Source organism: Flavobacterium wongokense (genome assembly GCF_021608265.1).
GTDB classification, from domain to species: domain Bacteria; phylum Bacteroidota; class Bacteroidia; order Flavobacteriales; family Flavobacteriaceae; genus Flavobacterium; species Flavobacterium wongokense.
In genome coordinates, this window is record NZ_JAKIHP010000001.1 from 635,385 (window position 1) to 651,695 (window position 16,311).

At 38.4% G+C, this 16,311-nt stretch carries 14 protein-coding genes; 8 read left to right on the forward strand and 6 right to left on the reverse strand.

Annotation, left to right across the window (positions count from 1 at the left end):
- Window positions 1-22: 22 nt before the first annotated feature.
- A complete protein-coding gene (locus tag L1S31_RS02600; protein WP_236461690.1) occupies window positions 23-1,087 on the forward strand; it encodes a glycosyltransferase in 1,065 nt (354 codons plus the stop codon).
- On the opposite strand, the gene L1S31_RS02605 is transcribed toward L1S31_RS02600, so the two are convergent.
- Window positions 1,061-2,104, reverse strand: a complete 1,044-nt coding sequence (locus L1S31_RS02605) for a sensor histidine kinase (protein ID WP_236461714.1) — start codon at window positions 2,102-2,104, stop codon at window positions 1,061-1,063. The two genes, L1S31_RS02600 and L1S31_RS02605, sit on opposite strands and share 27 nt — an antisense overlap.
- Complete coding sequence (locus L1S31_RS02610; RefSeq protein WP_236461717.1) at window positions 2,105-2,788, reverse strand: response regulator transcription factor; 684 nt, start codon at window positions 2,786-2,788, stop codon at window positions 2,105-2,107. It lies immediately after the preceding gene.
- 194 nt (window positions 2,789-2,982) lie between these two features.
- On the opposite strand from L1S31_RS02610, the gene L1S31_RS02615 reads away from it, so the two are divergent.
- From L1S31_RS02615 to L1S31_RS02640, 6 genes are all read left to right on the forward strand, one after another.
- Window positions 2,983-5,829 carry a TonB-dependent receptor gene (locus L1S31_RS02615; RefSeq protein ID WP_236461719.1) on the forward strand — a complete coding sequence of 949 codons (2,847 nt, stop codon included), beginning with the start codon at window positions 2,983-2,985 and terminating at the stop codon, window positions 5,827-5,829.
- A 188-nt stretch (window positions 5,830-6,017) separates the two neighbouring features.
- Window positions 6,018-7,202, forward strand: coding sequence for a beta-helix domain-containing protein (locus L1S31_RS02620; RefSeq protein ID WP_236461722.1), 1,185 nt, complete (start codon window positions 6,018-6,020; stop codon window positions 7,200-7,202).
- A 110-nt stretch (window positions 7,203-7,312) separates the two neighbouring features.
- On the forward strand, window positions 7,313-7,624 hold the full coding sequence (locus tag L1S31_RS02625; protein ID WP_236461725.1) for a T9SS type A sorting domain-containing protein: 312 nt from the start codon (window positions 7,313-7,315) through the stop codon (window positions 7,622-7,624).
- A gap of 104 nt (window positions 7,625-7,728) precedes the next feature.
- Window positions 7,729-9,465, forward strand: a complete 1,737-nt coding sequence (locus tag L1S31_RS02630; protein ID WP_236461729.1) for a T9SS type A sorting domain-containing protein — start codon at window positions 7,729-7,731, stop codon at window positions 9,463-9,465.
- 87 nt (window positions 9,466-9,552) lie between these two features.
- Window positions 9,553-10,533, forward strand: coding sequence for a LuxE/PaaK family acyltransferase (locus L1S31_RS02635; protein ID WP_236461731.1), 981 nt, complete (start codon window positions 9,553-9,555; stop codon window positions 10,531-10,533).
- A gap of 39 nt (window positions 10,534-10,572) precedes the next feature.
- Complete coding sequence (locus L1S31_RS02640; RefSeq protein ID WP_236461734.1) at window positions 10,573-11,238, forward strand: hypothetical protein; 666 nt, start codon at window positions 10,573-10,575, stop codon at window positions 11,236-11,238.
- A gap of 29 nt (window positions 11,239-11,267) precedes the next feature.
- On the opposite strand, the gene tyrS is transcribed toward L1S31_RS02640, so the two are convergent.
- Entirely contained in the window at window positions 11,268-12,569 is a 1,302-nt protein-coding gene (gene tyrS, locus L1S31_RS02645; RefSeq protein WP_236461737.1) for a tyrosine--tRNA ligase, read from the reverse strand.
- Between the two features lie 203 nt (window positions 12,570-12,772).
- Here tyrS and L1S31_RS02650 point away from each other — a divergent pair, with 203 nt between their 5' ends.
- Window positions 12,773-13,768 (forward strand): NAD-dependent epimerase/dehydratase family protein, encoded by a 996-nt coding sequence (locus tag L1S31_RS02650; protein WP_236461739.1) that lies wholly within the window; start codon window positions 12,773-12,775, stop codon window positions 13,766-13,768.
- Here L1S31_RS02650 and L1S31_RS02655 read toward each other — a convergent pair whose 3' ends face one another.
- From L1S31_RS02655 to L1S31_RS02665, 3 genes are read right to left on the reverse strand one after another with little or no spacing between them, the layout of a single operon-like run.
- Window positions 13,769-14,182: a DUF4296 domain-containing protein gene (locus L1S31_RS02655; protein ID WP_236461742.1), complete on the reverse strand. Its 414-nt coding sequence runs from the start codon at window positions 14,180-14,182 to the stop codon at window positions 13,769-13,771.
- Window positions 14,183-14,193: 11 nt separating this feature from the next.
- Window positions 14,194-15,534, reverse strand: coding sequence for a dihydroorotase (locus tag L1S31_RS02660; RefSeq protein WP_236461744.1), 1,341 nt, complete (start codon window positions 15,532-15,534; stop codon window positions 14,194-14,196).
- A gap of 8 nt (window positions 15,535-15,542) precedes the next feature.
- The gene (locus L1S31_RS02665; RefSeq protein WP_236463495.1) at window positions 15,543-16,268 is read right to left on the reverse strand and encodes a polyprenol monophosphomannose synthase; all 726 of its coding nucleotides are present in this window, start codon (window positions 16,266-16,268) and stop codon (window positions 15,543-15,545) included.
- Window positions 16,269-16,311: the final 43 nt, after the last annotated feature.

Sequence of the window (16,311 nt, forward strand, 5' to 3'; positions counted from 1 at the left end):
GTTAAAGCCGTAATTTCACAACTTGGAAAAAGCTACAAGAAATATTTTGGTTGCTCCTTTAAATTGGGGTTTGGGTCATGCTACGCGTTGTGTGCCGATTATTCGTGAGCTGGAAAAAAACGGCTTTACGCCAATAATCGCTTCCGATGGCGTTGCACTGCAAATATTGCAGAAGGAATTTCCGCATTTGCAGGCGTTGAATCTGCCTTCCTACGAAATTGAATATGCCAAAAACGGCGCTGATTTTAAGTGGAAGCTCATCAAAAACAGCCCAAAGATGATTGATGCCATCTTTACCGAAAAGAAAGTAGTCAAAAAATGGATTAGGGAATACAACCTCCACGGAATCATTTCGGATAACCGCCTTGGTGTTTACAGCAAAAAAATCCCGAGCGTTTTCATTACCCATCAGCTGAATGTCCTTTCGGGAAAAACAACCTGGATTTCGAGCAAACTGCATCAGCATTTCATCAAAAAATTTAACGAATGCTGGATTCCCGACATTGAAAAGCAGCCCAACCTGACCGGGAAATTAGGCCATTTGAAAAAAAATAAGCTGAACCTGCAATACCTTGGGCCTTTGAGTCGATTGGAGAAAAAAGACCTTCCAATAAAATACGATTTGATGGTTATCCTTTCGGGGCCTGAACCTCAGCGCACCTATCTCGAACAAAACCTCAAAAAAGAGGTTCGTCAATTTGACGGAAAAGTAATTTTTATTAGAGGAGTTATTGAACCGGAACAAAAAAAGGAGCAGGAAGGGCATGTGACTTTTTACAATTTCATGACATCTGAAGAAATTGAAACCACCTTTAACGAAAGTGAAATTGTGCTTTGCCGTTCGGGTTATACAACGGTTATGGATTTGGCCAAACTGCAGAAGAAAGCGTTTTTCATTCCAACGCCGGGGCAATTTGAGCAGGAATATTTGGCAAAAAGATTCAAAAGGAATGGCTTTGCGCCTTATGCCAAACAGGATGATTTTAAGATTGAGGATTTGGTGGATATCAAGTTATACCAAGGCCTGCCGCAACTGAAAAAGGAAATTCACTGGAAACAATTACTGATCCTTTTCGAGGGTGAATGAGAATTCGGAACCTTTGCCAAATTCGCTGTCGATGTAGATTTTCTCGCCGTGTGCCTCGATGATGTGTTTCACGATTGAAAGACCAAGCCCGGAGCCACCTTCGCTTCGTGCCCCACTTTTATCAACCCTGAAAAAGCGCTCAAACAAACGCGGAATATTGTGTTTTTCGATTCCTTCACCATTATCCCTGATCCGGACAATGATTTTGTCATCAACCAAATCTTCGACCGTTACTTCGGTGGTGCCATTTTCCTTCCCGTATTTTATCGAATTCATGATTAGGTTGGAAAGCACCTGCTGGATTTTTTCCTGATCGGCAAACACATTTACCGGACGATTGTATTTTCGGTCAAACATCAGGATAATGTTCTTTTTATCGGCAGTCATTTCGAGCAAATCAAAAACACTCTGCACCAATTCAACAATATTGAATTTAGACAATTCCAGGTTTACATCGCCCATTTCGAGTTTGGAAATCATGTCCAAATCTTCGACAATGTAAATCAGTCGTTCGACTCCTTTTTCGGCGCGTTCGATATATTTTTTACGTACTTTTTTGTCGTCAATCGCACCATCGAGCAAGGTTGAAAGATAACCCTGAACCGTAAACAAAGGTGTTTTGAGTTCGTGCGAGACATTCCCCAGGAATTCCCGACGGTATTCCTCACGGACTTTCAGGGTTTCGATTTCGAGTTTTTTATCGGTTGCGAATTTCTGAACCTGTTTGGTCAGCGTCTCCATGTCGGTGGTAATCGGTTGGTTTCGGAAGGAAGTCGATTCCAAAAGCGACACATCATCGTAGATTTTTTTCACCCTTCTATAGATGAATCTTTCAACACGATATTGGATGACAAAAAAGGAAAATGTATAAAGTGAAATTGCAAAAAGAGCGACAATAATCAAAGAGAATTCATGAAAAAACCACAGCAGCAACCCAAGAAAACCAGTAGAAAAAAGTGTAATATAAAGCGATGATTTTATCGCAAACGTATAGGTTTTCTTGAATTTTATTTTCATTTACACTTCTAATTTATAGCCAACTCCTTTGATGGTTTTGAATAAATCATCGCCAATTTTTTCGCGGAGTTTTCGAATATGGACATCAATGGTCCTTCCGCCAACGATGACTTCATTACCCCAAACCTTATCCAAAATTTCTTCGCGTTTGAACACTTTTCCTGGCTTGGAAGCCAAAAGGTAAAAAAGCTCAAATTCCTTTCGTGGCAATACAATTTCTTTGGTATCCTTGATGATTTTATATTCCTCTCGGTTGATTTCGATGCCACCAACATTCAATGTTTCGGAAGCGTGTTCGTCACTTTTCAAACGACGCAGCAAAGCTTTTACCTTGCTTACCAATAATTTTGGCTTGATTGGTTTTGTAATATAATCATCAGCGCCAGCGTCAAATCCGGCTACTTGTGAATAATCTTCGCTTCTGGCAGTCAAAAAAGTGATGATGACATTGCTTAACTCAGGTAACTTGCGAATGTTTTCGCAGGCTTCCATGCCATCCATTTCAGGCATCATCACATCCATAATGATAAGTTGTGGCAACTCTTTTTTAGCCTTGGTTATGGCTTCTTTCCCATTGTTTGCGGTTACAATCTGGTAACCTTCCTGAGAAAGATTATATCCTACAATTTCGAGGATATCCTGTTCGTCATCTACCAATAAAATCTTGATGTCTTTTTTTTTCATAGTTGTGGACACAATTGTTTTTGTGGATGTAAATGTAAAGATAATACAAAATGATTTGATATAGGAAACCCGAGTTAACAGTAATTTAATCTGTTAACAATTTGGTAATGCTAAACGAACAAAATGGTAATAATGGAGTAACACGGCCTTTACATTGTGATAGTTTCTTTGCACCAAAATTAAACGCAACTGAAATGAAATTTAAATTAATTGTTACCTTCTTATTGATAACTGTTCTGGGTTTTTCCCAAAACAAAGGAACCATTACAGGAACTTTAACCGACAAAGACGTAAATAACGAACCGCTTCCTTTTGCAAATGTTGTAATAAAAGGAACTACTATCGGGGTAACGACAGACGAAACCGGAAAATATACCGTTAGTGTAGAGGCCGGAACTTATATCATCCAATTTAGCTTTTTAGGATACGAAACCATAGAAGAGAAAATAGAAGTAAAAGCTGGTGAAACAGTAAACCTTAACAAAGCTCTTGGCTCTGGAAGCTATCAATTAAAAGATGTTGTCATTCAGAATACCGTGAGCCGTGAAAAGGAAACTGCTTTGTTGATGGAACAGAAAAAAGCAGTTGAAATCAAACAGAGTATCGGTGCTCAGGAAATGTCGAGAAAAGGCGTTAGCGACGTGGAAGAAGGTTTGACCAAAATTACCGGTATTACCAAAGTAGGTTCAAGAGGATTATTCGTTCGTGGACTGGAAGACCGTTACAATAATTTATTGATTAATGATTTGGCTGCACCGACAAACAATCCGTATAAAAAAATCATCCCGTTGGATTTATTCCCAACAGACATTGTCGGTGTGATTGACGTTTACAAAACCTTTAACCCTAATATTTATGGTGATTTTGCTGGTGGAACATTCAACATCGCAACTTCAAAAGGTTCTAAAAGCGTTACCAAAATCAGTGTCGGAACAAGTTATACAACCGATAATAACATGAAGGATTTCCTGATTTCTAAAGATGCCGATGGCAGCAGAGGTTTCTTTGGATTAACAGGAGACGGAAGAGCTATTCCGGGATTGTTGGGCGGAAAACCTGCGAGTTATACCTTTACTCCGGAACAATCATTGGAGTCTTTCAAAAACGGATTTGATGTTTCAGAATCCAAAAGCCCATTGAACATGAGTTTTGGTTTGTTGCATAGCGAGAAATTCAAGCTGAAAAATGATGCTAATTTTTCGTATCTGCTTTCGCTGAATTTTGACAACAATTACAGCATCAGGAGTGGTGTAGAAAGAAACTTCAGCAACAACACAAGCGGATTTGTATACCGAAACGATTTCATCAATACTGAATACCGTTATAAAACCTCAACGTCAGCATTGGTTGGTTTGAATTATTCATCAGAGAGACTAAAACTAACCTGGAATAATTTTTATTTGAGAACTACAGAAAACTTAATTAAAGATCAATTTGGATACGCCGATTTGACAGCGAGCAATAACAAAACCCTAATCAGGACCAATCAATTGGACCAGTCTGATTATTTCAATACACAATTGCTGGGTGAATATGCCTTGAATAAAGATAAAACCCAGAACGTAAAAGTTGGCGGTTCTTTTGCGCAAACTTCCTATCAGCAACCAGACAGAAAATTCTTTTCAGGAACAAGGGATGGTGAAAATATCATTGCAACAATCGGTGGAAATAATTTCATCCGACAGTATTTAGACATTCAAAGTGATATCTATTTATCAGGAATGGCAGAATACAGCCTTAAGTTTGGCGGAGCTGACAAGAAAAACAAATTGGCTGTGGGTTACAACGGAAGTGCATCGTTGATGCAGTCGTCTTATCGTTTTATAACTCCGGTTATCCCTACCAACGGAAGCGTTCTTCCTCACAACATTACCTTTCCTTTAAACGCTTTGGATGCACAATTAAACCAATTTCTGGCTGACAATGCTTTCGTTTTCAGGGAAAGTTCGAATGCAACTTACAAGGCAAAACTAATGGAGCTGGCAAATTGTGGTTATGCTAATGTATTATTCAAATTTGCAGATAAATGGGAAGTAAACGGTGGGCTAAGAGCTGAAAATACGGAAAGGGAAACCAAATACAGACAGCAGGGTTCTTTTGATCAGGCGTTTACAAAAATCAACCGAAACAAATTATATGTTTTGCCATCGGTTAATGCAAAATATGAGGTAACTGAAAATGCGAATATCCGTTTTGCAGCGAGTCAAACCTATACACGACCGGTAATTATGGAAGCCTATCCTATTGAATACATCAACGCCGATGGAACCTCAACAAAGGGCAATCCGTTTTTGGTAAACAGTGATAATTACAATGTTGATTTGAAATATGAATTGTTTCCAACTTCAAAAGAGATGTTTGCCGTTGGTGTTTTTGGCAAATCAATTAAAACACCTATCGAAAGAACATTTATTGCTAATGCAGCTAATGCTACCATTACGACTTATCTAAATTCAGATAACGCTGCAATTTTTGGTGCCGAATTAGAATTTATCTTGGATTTTGCAAGGCTGAATAAAAATTTAAAGGATTTTTCATTGGGATTCAATACTTCACTGATGCACACACATGTGAACGTTCCTGAAAAAACTCCATTGCTTTACCCTGACGGAACAGTGGTACACAATTCTGACGGAACTGTAAGCTATCAGCAGTCTATTGAAACACACAAATCAAGGGAACTTCAGGGTGCTTCAAAATGGCTGATCAATTCCGATTTGAAATACCAGTTTGATTTTAGTGAAAAATGGAGCAATACTATCTCATTGGTTTATTCGGTATTTGGAAAAAGGATTTATGCTGTTGGAACTGGTGGAATGGACCACATCTATGAATTGCCTGTGAGCCAGTTGGATTTTGTATGGAGCAGTAAATTATCTGAGCATTTTGATTTGAAATTCACAGCCGATAATTTATTGAATCCTGACCGTAAATTTGAATTAGGAAAAGATGGAACTTCTCCTATTGCAGAAGATTCGAACTTAATCAGCAACTACAAAAAAGGTGTTGGCTTTTCGGTAAACCTGAGCTATACTTTTTAAAATAAGAATTTGTTTGTTTATGCAGAAGCTGTCTTGTTAAAGGCAGCTTTTGTGTTACATAAACATCACGCGCTTAACAATAAATTTACTTTTTGATAGACGAAGCGTAACGCTATTATAATATTTAGATAACCTCTTTTTTGACTGCCGGATTTATTTTTGTAACAGAAAATTAAACAACAAAACTCATGAAAAAATTAATCTTAAGCTTAGCAATTTTAGCTTCAACCTTCACTGCATGCACAAGCAATGATGACGATTCAAGTGCACAACCGGTTACAGGAGAAATCACTGGTACAATAACTGCCGATAAAACCTATCCTTTAGGAACATATACCTTGAAAGGAATTGTAAAAATAAACTCTGGGGTAACTGTCACTTTTGATGCAGGTTCAACAATTACAGCTGACAAAGTAACAGGTGATAATGCCTTAGTTGTTTTAAATGGCGGTAAACTTATCGTTAATGGTACTGCTGCACAGCCAGTTGTATTTACTGAAAAATCAGGAGTTCCTGGTTCTTGGGGAGGAATCATCATGTATGGAGATGCCCCTATAAAAGCTATTGGTGGTGTAACTACTTCCACTTCAGAAGATGGAAATGCTCTGCCATACGGAGGTACAAATCCAACTCATAATGGAGGTTCATTAAATTACGTTCGTGTTGAATACGCAGGAGCAAAATTAGCTGACGGTACTAAAGAAAACAACGGGTTTACATTCTATTCTTGTGGTAGCGGAACTACTTTGGACCACTTAGTATCTTATAAAGGTGCTGACGATGGTTACGAATTTTTCGGAGGAACTGTGAGCATGACAAATGCCATTTCTTATGGAAACTATGATGATGCTTTTGACTGGCAGGATGGATGGCAAGGACAAAACAACTCTAACTGGTACGGATACCAGGTAACTAAAGGGAACTTTGGAATGGAAATAGAGTGTTCAAACAACAATAATGATTTCTTCCCAAAAGTAACGAACGTTACTCTTAAAAGAGCTCCAGGTACAACACCAGAAATTGCAGGAGCAATTGAAATGGATGCATTCCAATTCAAAAAAGAAGGAAACGGAGATTTCAGCAACGTAGTAATTGATGGTTATGGAGATTATACTGAAGCTTCGGTAACTTACCAAGGTGCTGCTGTAAAAATCCAGGATGCAACAACAAATACCAATCAGGTAAATGGTTCTAAAATCAAATTGACTGACGTTAAAATCACAAACACCACTCAAACAATCCCTGTGGGCGCAACAGGTTCTATCATTGTTACTTTTCCTAGCGGAAAATTTACAACAAACAATGCTGCAACCGGAGCTTCAATAACAACAGGTGCATGGTCAACTGTAGGTGGAGTAAATCTGGTACAATAAGACCTTCAAGCATTCAAAATAAAGTATCCCGAAATTAATTTTTCGGGATATTTTTTTTTGGTACAGTATTTGAAATCTTTTTGTATATTTGTAACAACCAAATTGTTGTCATGGCTAAAAACTACTTTTATATTATTTTATTCTTTCTTGCTTTTTCTTTTACTGGTTTTGCCCAGGATGGAAAACCGCAAGGCGAGAGTTTAGGGTTTTATCCGAACCCTGTTAGCAATGGTAAAATCTACATTACTTCAAAAACAAGCTTAGACAAAGAAGTTTTAATATTTGATGTTCTTGGCAAAAAAGTATTACAGACTACCATTTCGTCAAGAGAGCTAAATATTGCTTCGATTCCTCCTGGAGTTTACATTATCAAAATTACAGAAGCGGACACTACTGCCACCAGAAAACTAATTGTCAGATAGTTGGACCTTCTGAAAATTAATCTTTAATTAATCATTTTTTTACATTCTTATTTTCTACAAAGGAAATTTGTGTTTATATTTGTAGGCTAATTAAATTTAAAAAAATGAAAAAAATTTACTCTTTACTATTACTGGTAGTTAGTTATGCGTCTTTCGGACAAACCGTCTACACAGAAAACATGGGAACTCCTACTGCAACAACCTCAATTGCAACTAACGTTTTCCAAAACACTGCACCTATCGTTTATTCAGGTACTGCTGACGTAAGAAACACTTTAGTTTCTTCAGGTTATACTGGTGCTTCGGCAGGCGGTAATGTATTTATAAATGCTGTAGATGAATATTTCCAAATTGACGGAATCAACACTTCAGCTTTTAACACCTCAGGTTTACAGCTTTCTTTTGGAGTTAACACTCCAACTGCAGTAACAAATGTGTTATTGGTAGATGTAAGTACAGATGCTACTAACTGGACTCCTTTAACCTATACGCCAAGTGCTACAGGATGGACATTGGCAACAATCACATCAGGGATTCCTCAATCAGCAACACTTTCAATTCGTTTCAAATCGACTTCAACAGCTCAATACAGAGTAGATGATGTAAAAGTTTTCAATTTAAATGCTTCTTGTACGTTAGTTCTTGGAACTCCAACTACTGTATGTAACGATGTTACTCAAGGAATTGACACTTACACAACATCAATAACTTACACAGGTGGAGGATCTGGAAGTTATACTATTACTCCAACAGCTGGTACAGTTGGTGGTGACAATCCAGCAACAGTTGCTGCAGGAACAATCCTTATCAACGGTGTTTCAGAAGGTACAAACATCACTGTAAACATTGTTAGCGGACCATGTTCTTACCAGGCAAACGTAACAGCTCCACAATGTAAACCAGTAAACCCACTACCTTACTATGAGCCTTTTGCATACGCTGAAGCTAGTTCATTAGGCAATAGCCAACAATGGACTAATAACAACACAGGTGACAACATCATCGTTGCTGGTGGAGCCTTACTTCCTGCTTACCCAGGTTTAACACCTAGCACAACTGGTTATGCAAATTATGGTGGAGACGGAATTGATTGCTCTACTGCATTTACTCCGCAATCTACTGGTACAGTATACTACTCATTCCTATTGAACGTAAATTCTATGGCAGGTGTAACTGATGTTAATGGTGGATATATTGCTACTTTCGGTTCAAATGCTACAACTCTTGGAGGAACATTATGGACAAAAAGAGTAGATGACGGTGTTTACAATCTTGGAATAGAAGTTAGAACTGCAACTGGTGCTAACACAACCTGGACAACAGATTCTTATGTAAATTTCCAGACTGTATTTGTTGTTGTAGGTTATACTTTCGGCGCATCAGCTTCTGACGATACTGTAAGCCTATGGGTAAACCCAACCATCAACGCTGCGCAACCAGCTGCTACTATTACAGATACTCATACTGGTACTGATTTGGCTACTATTTCAACTTTCTTATTAAGACAAGATAGTACCACTGAAACACCAAGCCTTAATGTTGACGAACTTAGAATCGGAACTACTTGGGCTCAGGTTACTGGTGGAACTTTAGGAACCAGCCAAAACACTATTGCTGGTTTAAAAATGTATCCAAACCCAGTTTCTAACGGAACTTTGTTTATCGAAACTACTGCTAATGCTGAAAGAACAGTAACTGTTTTTGACGTTTTAGGAAAACAGGTTTTGAATACAAAAACTTCTGACAATGCTGTAAATGTTAGCTCTTTGCACACTGGTGTTTATATCGTGAACATTACTGAAGAAGGAAAAACTGCTACAAGAAAATTGGTTATCAAATAATCATTTCTTTAACATATTTAAAAGCCCTGGCGAAAGTTAGGGCTTTTTTATTTTCATTACTTTTGCATCGTTCTGAATCATTATAACTTGATAAACCCAGAAGACATATTTACCATTTCCTCCGCCAAGCAGTTTGAAAAATTGGCTTTAAAGGTTTTTCGTTTCCAACACGAAAACAACCTGGTTTATCGTGGGTTTTGTGATTTCCTGAATACAGATGTACAAAAGGTAAAATCATTGGAACAAATTCCGTTTCTGCCGATTCAATTTTTCAAAAGCCATGAAGTAGTTTCCAATGCTGATGCAGTTCAGGAAACATTTACCAGTAGCGGCACAACCGGAATGATTACCAGCAGGCATTTGGTTACCGATGTTTCGCTCTACGAGCAAAGTTATCGGTCTGCCTTTTCTGAATTCTACGGAAACATCGAAGACTATGTTGTCTTGGCCCTGCTTCCATCCTATCTGGAACGCAGCGGTTCTTCGCTGATTTATATGGTTAAGGATTTGATTGACCTTTCCAACAATGATCAGAGTGGTTTTTACCTGAATAATTACGATGAGTTAATCGCCAAACTTGCCGAATTGGACAATGCAGGTCAAAATGTATTATTGATTGGAGTTACTTACGCTTTATTGGATTTGGTTGAGAAACAAAATTTCAATCTGAAAAATACCATCATTATGGAAACTGGCGGTATGAAAGGCAAGCGCAAGGAAATGATTCGCGAGGAACTTCATGAAATCCTGTGCAATGGTTTTGGCGTACAAAGTATCCATTCTGAGTACGGGATGACCGAACTTTTATCTCAGGCCTATTCTCTTGGTGAAGGAGTTTTCGAATGCCCTGCCTGGATGCAAATCCTAATCCGTGATACCGAAGATGCACTGACTTATGTAGATTCTGGTAAAACCGGCGGTGTGAATGTGATTGATTTAGCCAACATCAATTCGTGCTCGTTCATTGCCACGCAGGATTTGGGCAAAAAATATCCCAACAATTCCTTCGAAGTATTGGGACGTTTTGATAACTCTGATATTCGGGGTTGCAACCTCATGGTAATGTAATAAAGTGGTTTTTTCTGCGTTATTATCTAAATCGAAGCCATGAAACATTTATATATCCTTCTTTTTTCTATTAGTCTTTTTTCCCAGGAAAAGCCTTTGTCCTTTGAAATTGACAAGCTGACATCGATTGATTCTACAACTAAAAGATGTTTTACCCTCCAATACCACATTCAAAATGTGTCTGACAAAACAGTTTCATTTGTGTTAAACGGCAATAGCCTAATTCCAATTAACGCAGGTTCTCAAAGTGAAAAAATGTATTACAAGCTTTTCGAAAATGACAAGGCAATCGAAATGAGCAATATCATTGATAATGGCTTTATTCAAAAAATAATCGAATCTCAAGTATATGAAAACAAGTCTCGGGAAGAAGTAGAAAAATTAGAACATGATGAAGCTTTAAGGTATTTTGAAGCACAACGAAAAAAAAGCATTCTGGAAAATATTATCACCTTAAAACCCAATGAAACCAAAACATATGAGGCTTATTTTTCATGGAATAAGGAACGTTACCGAAGACAGGGCGATTTCGAATATTATATTAGCGAAACCAGTCCACATTTTTTGCAACTTGATTTCAACCTAATGCTTGAGGTTTTCGAAGAAAAATTGACTCCTGAAGAATACAAAAACATCAGATCAAGCCCCAATATCATCAAAGGCTGGTACACTTCCAACAAAGTGCCAATTGATTTTAGCGAATAAAAAAAAGGAACCAAATTGGTTCCTTTTTTTTATTTAACTCTTATCACAAAGTAATTTTTCTTTCCGCGTTGGAGTAACACAAACTGGTTGTTGATTAAATCTTTTGAAGCCAACTGGAATTCTTCGGTAACTTTTTCCTTATTCACCGAAATCGAATTCTCAGCCAAAGCCCTTCTTGCTTCGCCATTCGATTTTAGGAAACCTGATTTTTCGTTCAGCACATCAACAATATTGATTCCTGCATCAATGTCAGCTCTTGAAATTTCTGCCTGAGGCACACCATCAAAAACCTCCAAAAATATTGCTTCATCCAAGTTTTTCAAATCATCGGCAGTAGCATTTCCAAACAGGATATTCGAAGCCTGAATCGCTTTATCCAATTCGGCTTGACCGTGAACTAAAATCGTAACTTCTTCCGCTAATTTTCTTTGCAGAACCCTTAAATGGGCAGCTTCCTTATGTTCCGCAATCAAAGCGTCAATGACATCTTTATCCAAAAAAGTAAAAATCTTAATATATTTCTCCGAATCCTCATCTGAAGTATTCAGCCAAAACTGGTAAAATTTATAAACCGAAGTCTTGTCGGCATCCAACCAAATATTTCCGCCTTCTGACTTTCCAAACTTCGATCCGTCAGCTTTGGTAATTAATGGTGTAGTCAATGCAAAAGCCTTTGCTTCAGTATTCGGATTCATCCTTCTAACCAATTCGGTTCCTGTGGTAATGTTACCCCATTGATCCGAACCTCCCATTTGCAGCACACAGTTATAGGCTTTGTGCAAATGATAAAAATCGTAACCCTGAATCAATTGGTACGTAAACTCAGTGAATGACATTCCGTCACCAGCTTCTCCCGACAAACGTTTCTTAACCGAATCCTTTGCCATCATGTAATTAACCGTAATACGCTTACCCACATCACGCGCAAAATTGATAAAGGAGAAATCCTTCATCCAGTCATAATTATTCACCATAATCGGCGCATTGGCACCCGTTGCATTAAAATCCAAAAATCGCGACAATACACTTTTGATTCCGGCCACATTCTTTGCCAACTGTTCTTCGTTAAGCAGATTACGCTCGTCCGATTTCCCCGAAGGATCACCAATCATACCTGTAGCACCACCAACCAAAGCAATTGGTTTGTGCCCAAAATTCCTCAAATGAAGCAATAAAACAATCTGCACCATGCTCCCAATATGCAACGAATCCGCTGTCGGATCAAAACCTATATATGCTGTAGTGGCTTCCTTAAGCAGTTGTTCTTCGGTTCCGGGCATGCTGTCGTGGTACAATCCACGCCATTTTAATTCTTCTACTAGATTCTTCATGATGCAATAACTTTGGCGCAAATATAGCAATTCATAAGAGTTTTTTGAAGCAGAAGTTTCTATAACTTAGGAAAATCTCTCCCGCTTTCCGCGTTACAAGGTAACTCGCTCCAATCGGGGCTAGAAGTCATACTTAGCTTTGTCAGGATGTAGTTTGTTTTTTCTCAAATCTAATTATCCAAAAATCTAATTATATTTACGACATGATATTAGTCACAGGCGGAACGGGTTTGGTTGGGGCACATTTGCTGTTGCATTTAACAGAAAATGAAGCCAATGTCCGCGCTATTTACCGGGATTGTGGCGCCATCGAAAAAACCAAGGCTCTTTTCAACCTGTATCAAAAAGGGCGTTTATTTTCCAATATCGATTGGGTATTGGCCGACATCAATGATGTGCCTTCTTTGGAAATCGCTTTCGATGATGTAGATTATGTTTACCATTGTGCCGGATTGATTTCGTATGATCCAAACGACGAAAATCTCCTCCGAAAAGTAAACATCGAAGGCACAGCCAACATTGTCAATTTCTGCATCGATTACAAAATCAAAAAGCTCTGCCATGTAAGCTCTATTGCGGCATTGGGGAATCTTGCCCCGCATGAAACCATTATCACCGAAGAAACCGAATGGAATCCCGAAGCACCACACAGCGATTATGCCATTTCAAAACACGGTGCCGAAATGGAAGTCTGGCGTGGGCAACAGGAAGGTTTGAATGTAATCATTGTTAATCCGGGAGTAATTTTTGGCGCAGGTTTCTGGAATCAGGGAAGCGGTGAATTCTTTTCAAAAATCAAGAAGGGATTTCCTTTTTACACCAAGGGTTCGACCGCTTACATTGGCGTTACCGATGTAGTGAAAACCATGATTCAATTAATGCATAGTGATATTGCAGGCGAGCGCTTTGTTGTCATTTCCGAAAACCTTCCATTCAAAAAGGTAATCCTTGAAATTGCCGAAAAACTACATGCAAAAAAACCTGCGATGGAAGCCAAACCTTGGCTTTTAAACATTGCCTGGCGCTTGGACTGGCTGTTTTCAACACTATTCAGGACCAAAAGGAAACTTTCACGATATAGTGCCAATTCGCTAACTTCTTCTGATTTGATTTCGAATCAAAAAATAAAAAATGCCTTGGAATTTGAATTCCAAAGCATTGATGATGTGATTCAGGAAGTGGCCTATTTAGGCCGGTAATTATTGTACTTGCGGCGTATCCGAATTGATGGTTGTAGTTGTTGCAGCACTCGGAGGTAATTGCCCTTCGGCTGGATTCGTATTCCCATTTATTTTTTTGGTTTCCTTGGTAAGCCTTTCCTTCACCTTATCAAACATTTTTTTATAATCATCAATGTTTGAAGCGTAGTATTTGTTGCTTTTGACAAATTGAACGCTGTCTATCTTATACTTTTTATAAATATACTCATTGGCAACTTTACTGCTTATTCCACCATTGAGGTTTTGGTTTTTCACGGCTTCCAGCAATGAAATGTCGTATAAAATATCAATCATTTTATCTTTACCTATTAAGTTGTCGGGCTTTTCAACCGAATTGCTATTACAGCCCACAGCTGAAAAAATGCAACAAATTAAGATGATAACTCTTCTCATAATTCCTGTTTTTATCTGTCAAAAAGCAAACGTTTTCCAACACGGATATCCTTTACCTTAAAATTCTGGTAAACCAATTCTCCATTTACAAAGGTATGTGTAATTCTTGATTTAAAAGTGTACCCTTCAAAAGGCGACCAGCCACATTTGGCCAGTATGTTTTCTTTCTTGACATTCCAAGGCAGTGATGGATTTACAATTGCCAAATCGGCATAAAAACCTTCTTTTATAAAACCTCTTTTTTCAATCTTAAAAATCTTCGCCGGATTGTGGCACATCTTTTCAACAATCTTCTCTACCGAAATTTTTCCCTGATGATGCACTTCAAACAAAGCAACAACAGCATGCTGAACCAAAGGTCCACCTGAAGGTGCCTTTAAATAAGGCTGGCTTTTTTCCTCTAAAGTATGCGGTGCATGATCGGTTGCAATGACGTCAATCCGGTCGTCAAGTAAGGCTTCCCATAAAGCGGCACGGTCTTCCGCAGTTTTTACTGCAGGATTCCATTTGATGAAATTGCCTTTGGTTTTGTAATCTTCATTGGTAAACCAAAGATGGTGCACACAGACTTCAGCTGTGATTTGTTTTTCTTCCAACGGAATTTTGTTGGTAAACAATTCCATTTCCTTTGCCGTTGAAAGATGGAAAATATGCAAACGTGCTCCTGTTCTTTTGGCAAGTTCAACCGCTTTTGAAGAAGAAATATAACAGGCTTCCGCACTTCGTATCAAATGGTGCATCTCAACCGGAATATCTTCCCCAAACTGTAATTTAAATCGCTCTGTATTGGCTTTGATGGTAGCTTCATCTTCACAATGCACCGCAATCAGCATTTTGGTAGATGAAAAAATCTTCTCTATGGTTTCAGGATTATCAACCAACATATTACCGGTTGAAGAGCCTAAAAACAATTTTATTCCGGCTACGTTTTTCGGATTAGTCTTTAAGACTTCCTCTAAATTATCATTGGTTCCACCCATCATAAACGAATAATTCGCATAGGACTTTTCGGCGGCAATCTTGTATTTGTCTTCGAGAAGCTCTTGTGTTACCGCATTCGGAACTGTGTTCGGCTGCTCAATAAAGGAAGTGATTCCACCAGCTATAGCTGCTGCACTTTCTGAAGCGATGTCGCCTTTGTGCGTCAGTCCGGGTTCACGAAAATGCACCTGGTCATCGATTGCTCCCGGAATAAGATAACTTCCTTCGGCATCAATGATTTTACAACTGGATGATTTGGGGCTGATGCTTTCGGCCACTTCGACTATGAACTCATTTTCAATCAAAACATCGCCTTCGAAAATCGTCCCTTCGTTTACAATCCTGGCATTTTTAATTAAAACGGTATTCATTTTTGTGCTTATAATTGGTTTAAAAACTTTCTGAATCTTAAGGTAATCACTCCAAAAATGGCCTCTTTTATAATCGAGCCACTCATTTTGGATTGCCCTTTGGTTCGGTCAGTGAAGATGACCGGAACTTCCTGTATGTTGAAATTTTTGGCGAAAGCCCTGTATTTCATTTCAATCTGAAAGGCATAGCCTATGAATTTTATTCTGTCGAGATTTATCTTTTCCAATACTTCCCTGTTGTAACAAATGAAACCTGCTGTGGCATCCATGATTTTCATTCCGGTAATCATTCGCACATACACCGAGGCAAAATAGGAAAGCAATACCCGGCTCAAAGGCCAGTTCACAACATTTACACCGGTAACATAACGCGAGCCGATGGCTAAATCTGCTCCATTGAAATGGCAGGCTTCATATAATTTTTCCAAATCATTTGGATTGTGAGAGAAATCGGCATCCATTTCAAAAATGTACTGATAATCATGTTTGAGAGCCCATTTAAATCCGTGGACATAAGCCGTTCCCAATCCTGATTTTTTCTTTCTGACGGACAAAAAAAGTTTTCCGGGAAATTCAGCCTGTAATTCATGCACTTTGTTTGCCGTATGATCGGGAGAATTATCATCAACAATAAGAATATGAAAGGTTTTATGCAATGAAAACACCGCTCTGATGATGCTTTCAATATTTTCAATTTCGTTATAGGTTGGAATAATTACAATACCGTCATTCATAGTAAGTGTCGTCAAACTTCGTTGCAAAAATAAACTTTTTATC

Bases quoted from the DNA above. Each gene is read 5' to 3' on its own strand.
- L1S31_RS02610 (WP_236461717.1), bottom strand. From the start codon at position 2,788: ATGAAAAAAAAAGACATCAAGATTTTATTGGTAGATGACGAACAGGAT.
- tyrS (WP_236461737.1), bottom strand. From the start codon at position 12,569: ATGAAGAATCTAGTAGAAGAATTAAAATGGCGTGGATTGTACCACGAC.
- L1S31_RS02665 (WP_236463495.1), bottom strand. From the start codon at position 16,268: ATGAATGACGGTATTGTAATTATTCCAACCTATAACGAAATTGAAAAT.
- L1S31_RS02650 (WP_236461739.1), top strand. From the start codon at position 12,773: ATGATATTAGTCACAGGCGGAACGGGTTTGGTTGGGGCACATTTGCTG.
- L1S31_RS02660 (WP_236461744.1), bottom strand. From the start codon at position 15,534: ATGAATACCGTTTTAATTAAAAATGCCAGGATTGTAAACGAAGGGACG.
- L1S31_RS02620 (WP_236461722.1), top strand. From the start codon at position 6,018: ATGAAAAAATTAATCTTAAGCTTAGCAATTTTAGCTTCAACCTTCACT.
- L1S31_RS02615 (WP_236461719.1), top strand. From the start codon at position 2,983: ATGAAATTTAAATTAATTGTTACCTTCTTATTGATAACTGTTCTGGGT.
- L1S31_RS02625 (WP_236461725.1), top strand. From the start codon at position 7,313: ATGGCTAAAAACTACTTTTATATTATTTTATTCTTTCTTGCTTTTTCT.
- L1S31_RS02630 (WP_236461729.1), top strand. From the start codon at position 7,729: ATGAAAAAAATTTACTCTTTACTATTACTGGTAGTTAGTTATGCGTCT.
- L1S31_RS02640 (WP_236461734.1), top strand. From the start codon at position 10,573: ATGAAACATTTATATATCCTTCTTTTTTCTATTAGTCTTTTTTCCCAG.
- L1S31_RS02605 (WP_236461714.1), bottom strand. From the start codon at position 2,104: ATGAAAATAAAATTCAAGAAAACCTATACGTTTGCGATAAAATCATCG.
- L1S31_RS02655 (WP_236461742.1), bottom strand. From the start codon at position 14,182: ATGAGAAGAGTTATCATCTTAATTTGTTGCATTTTTTCAGCTGTGGGC.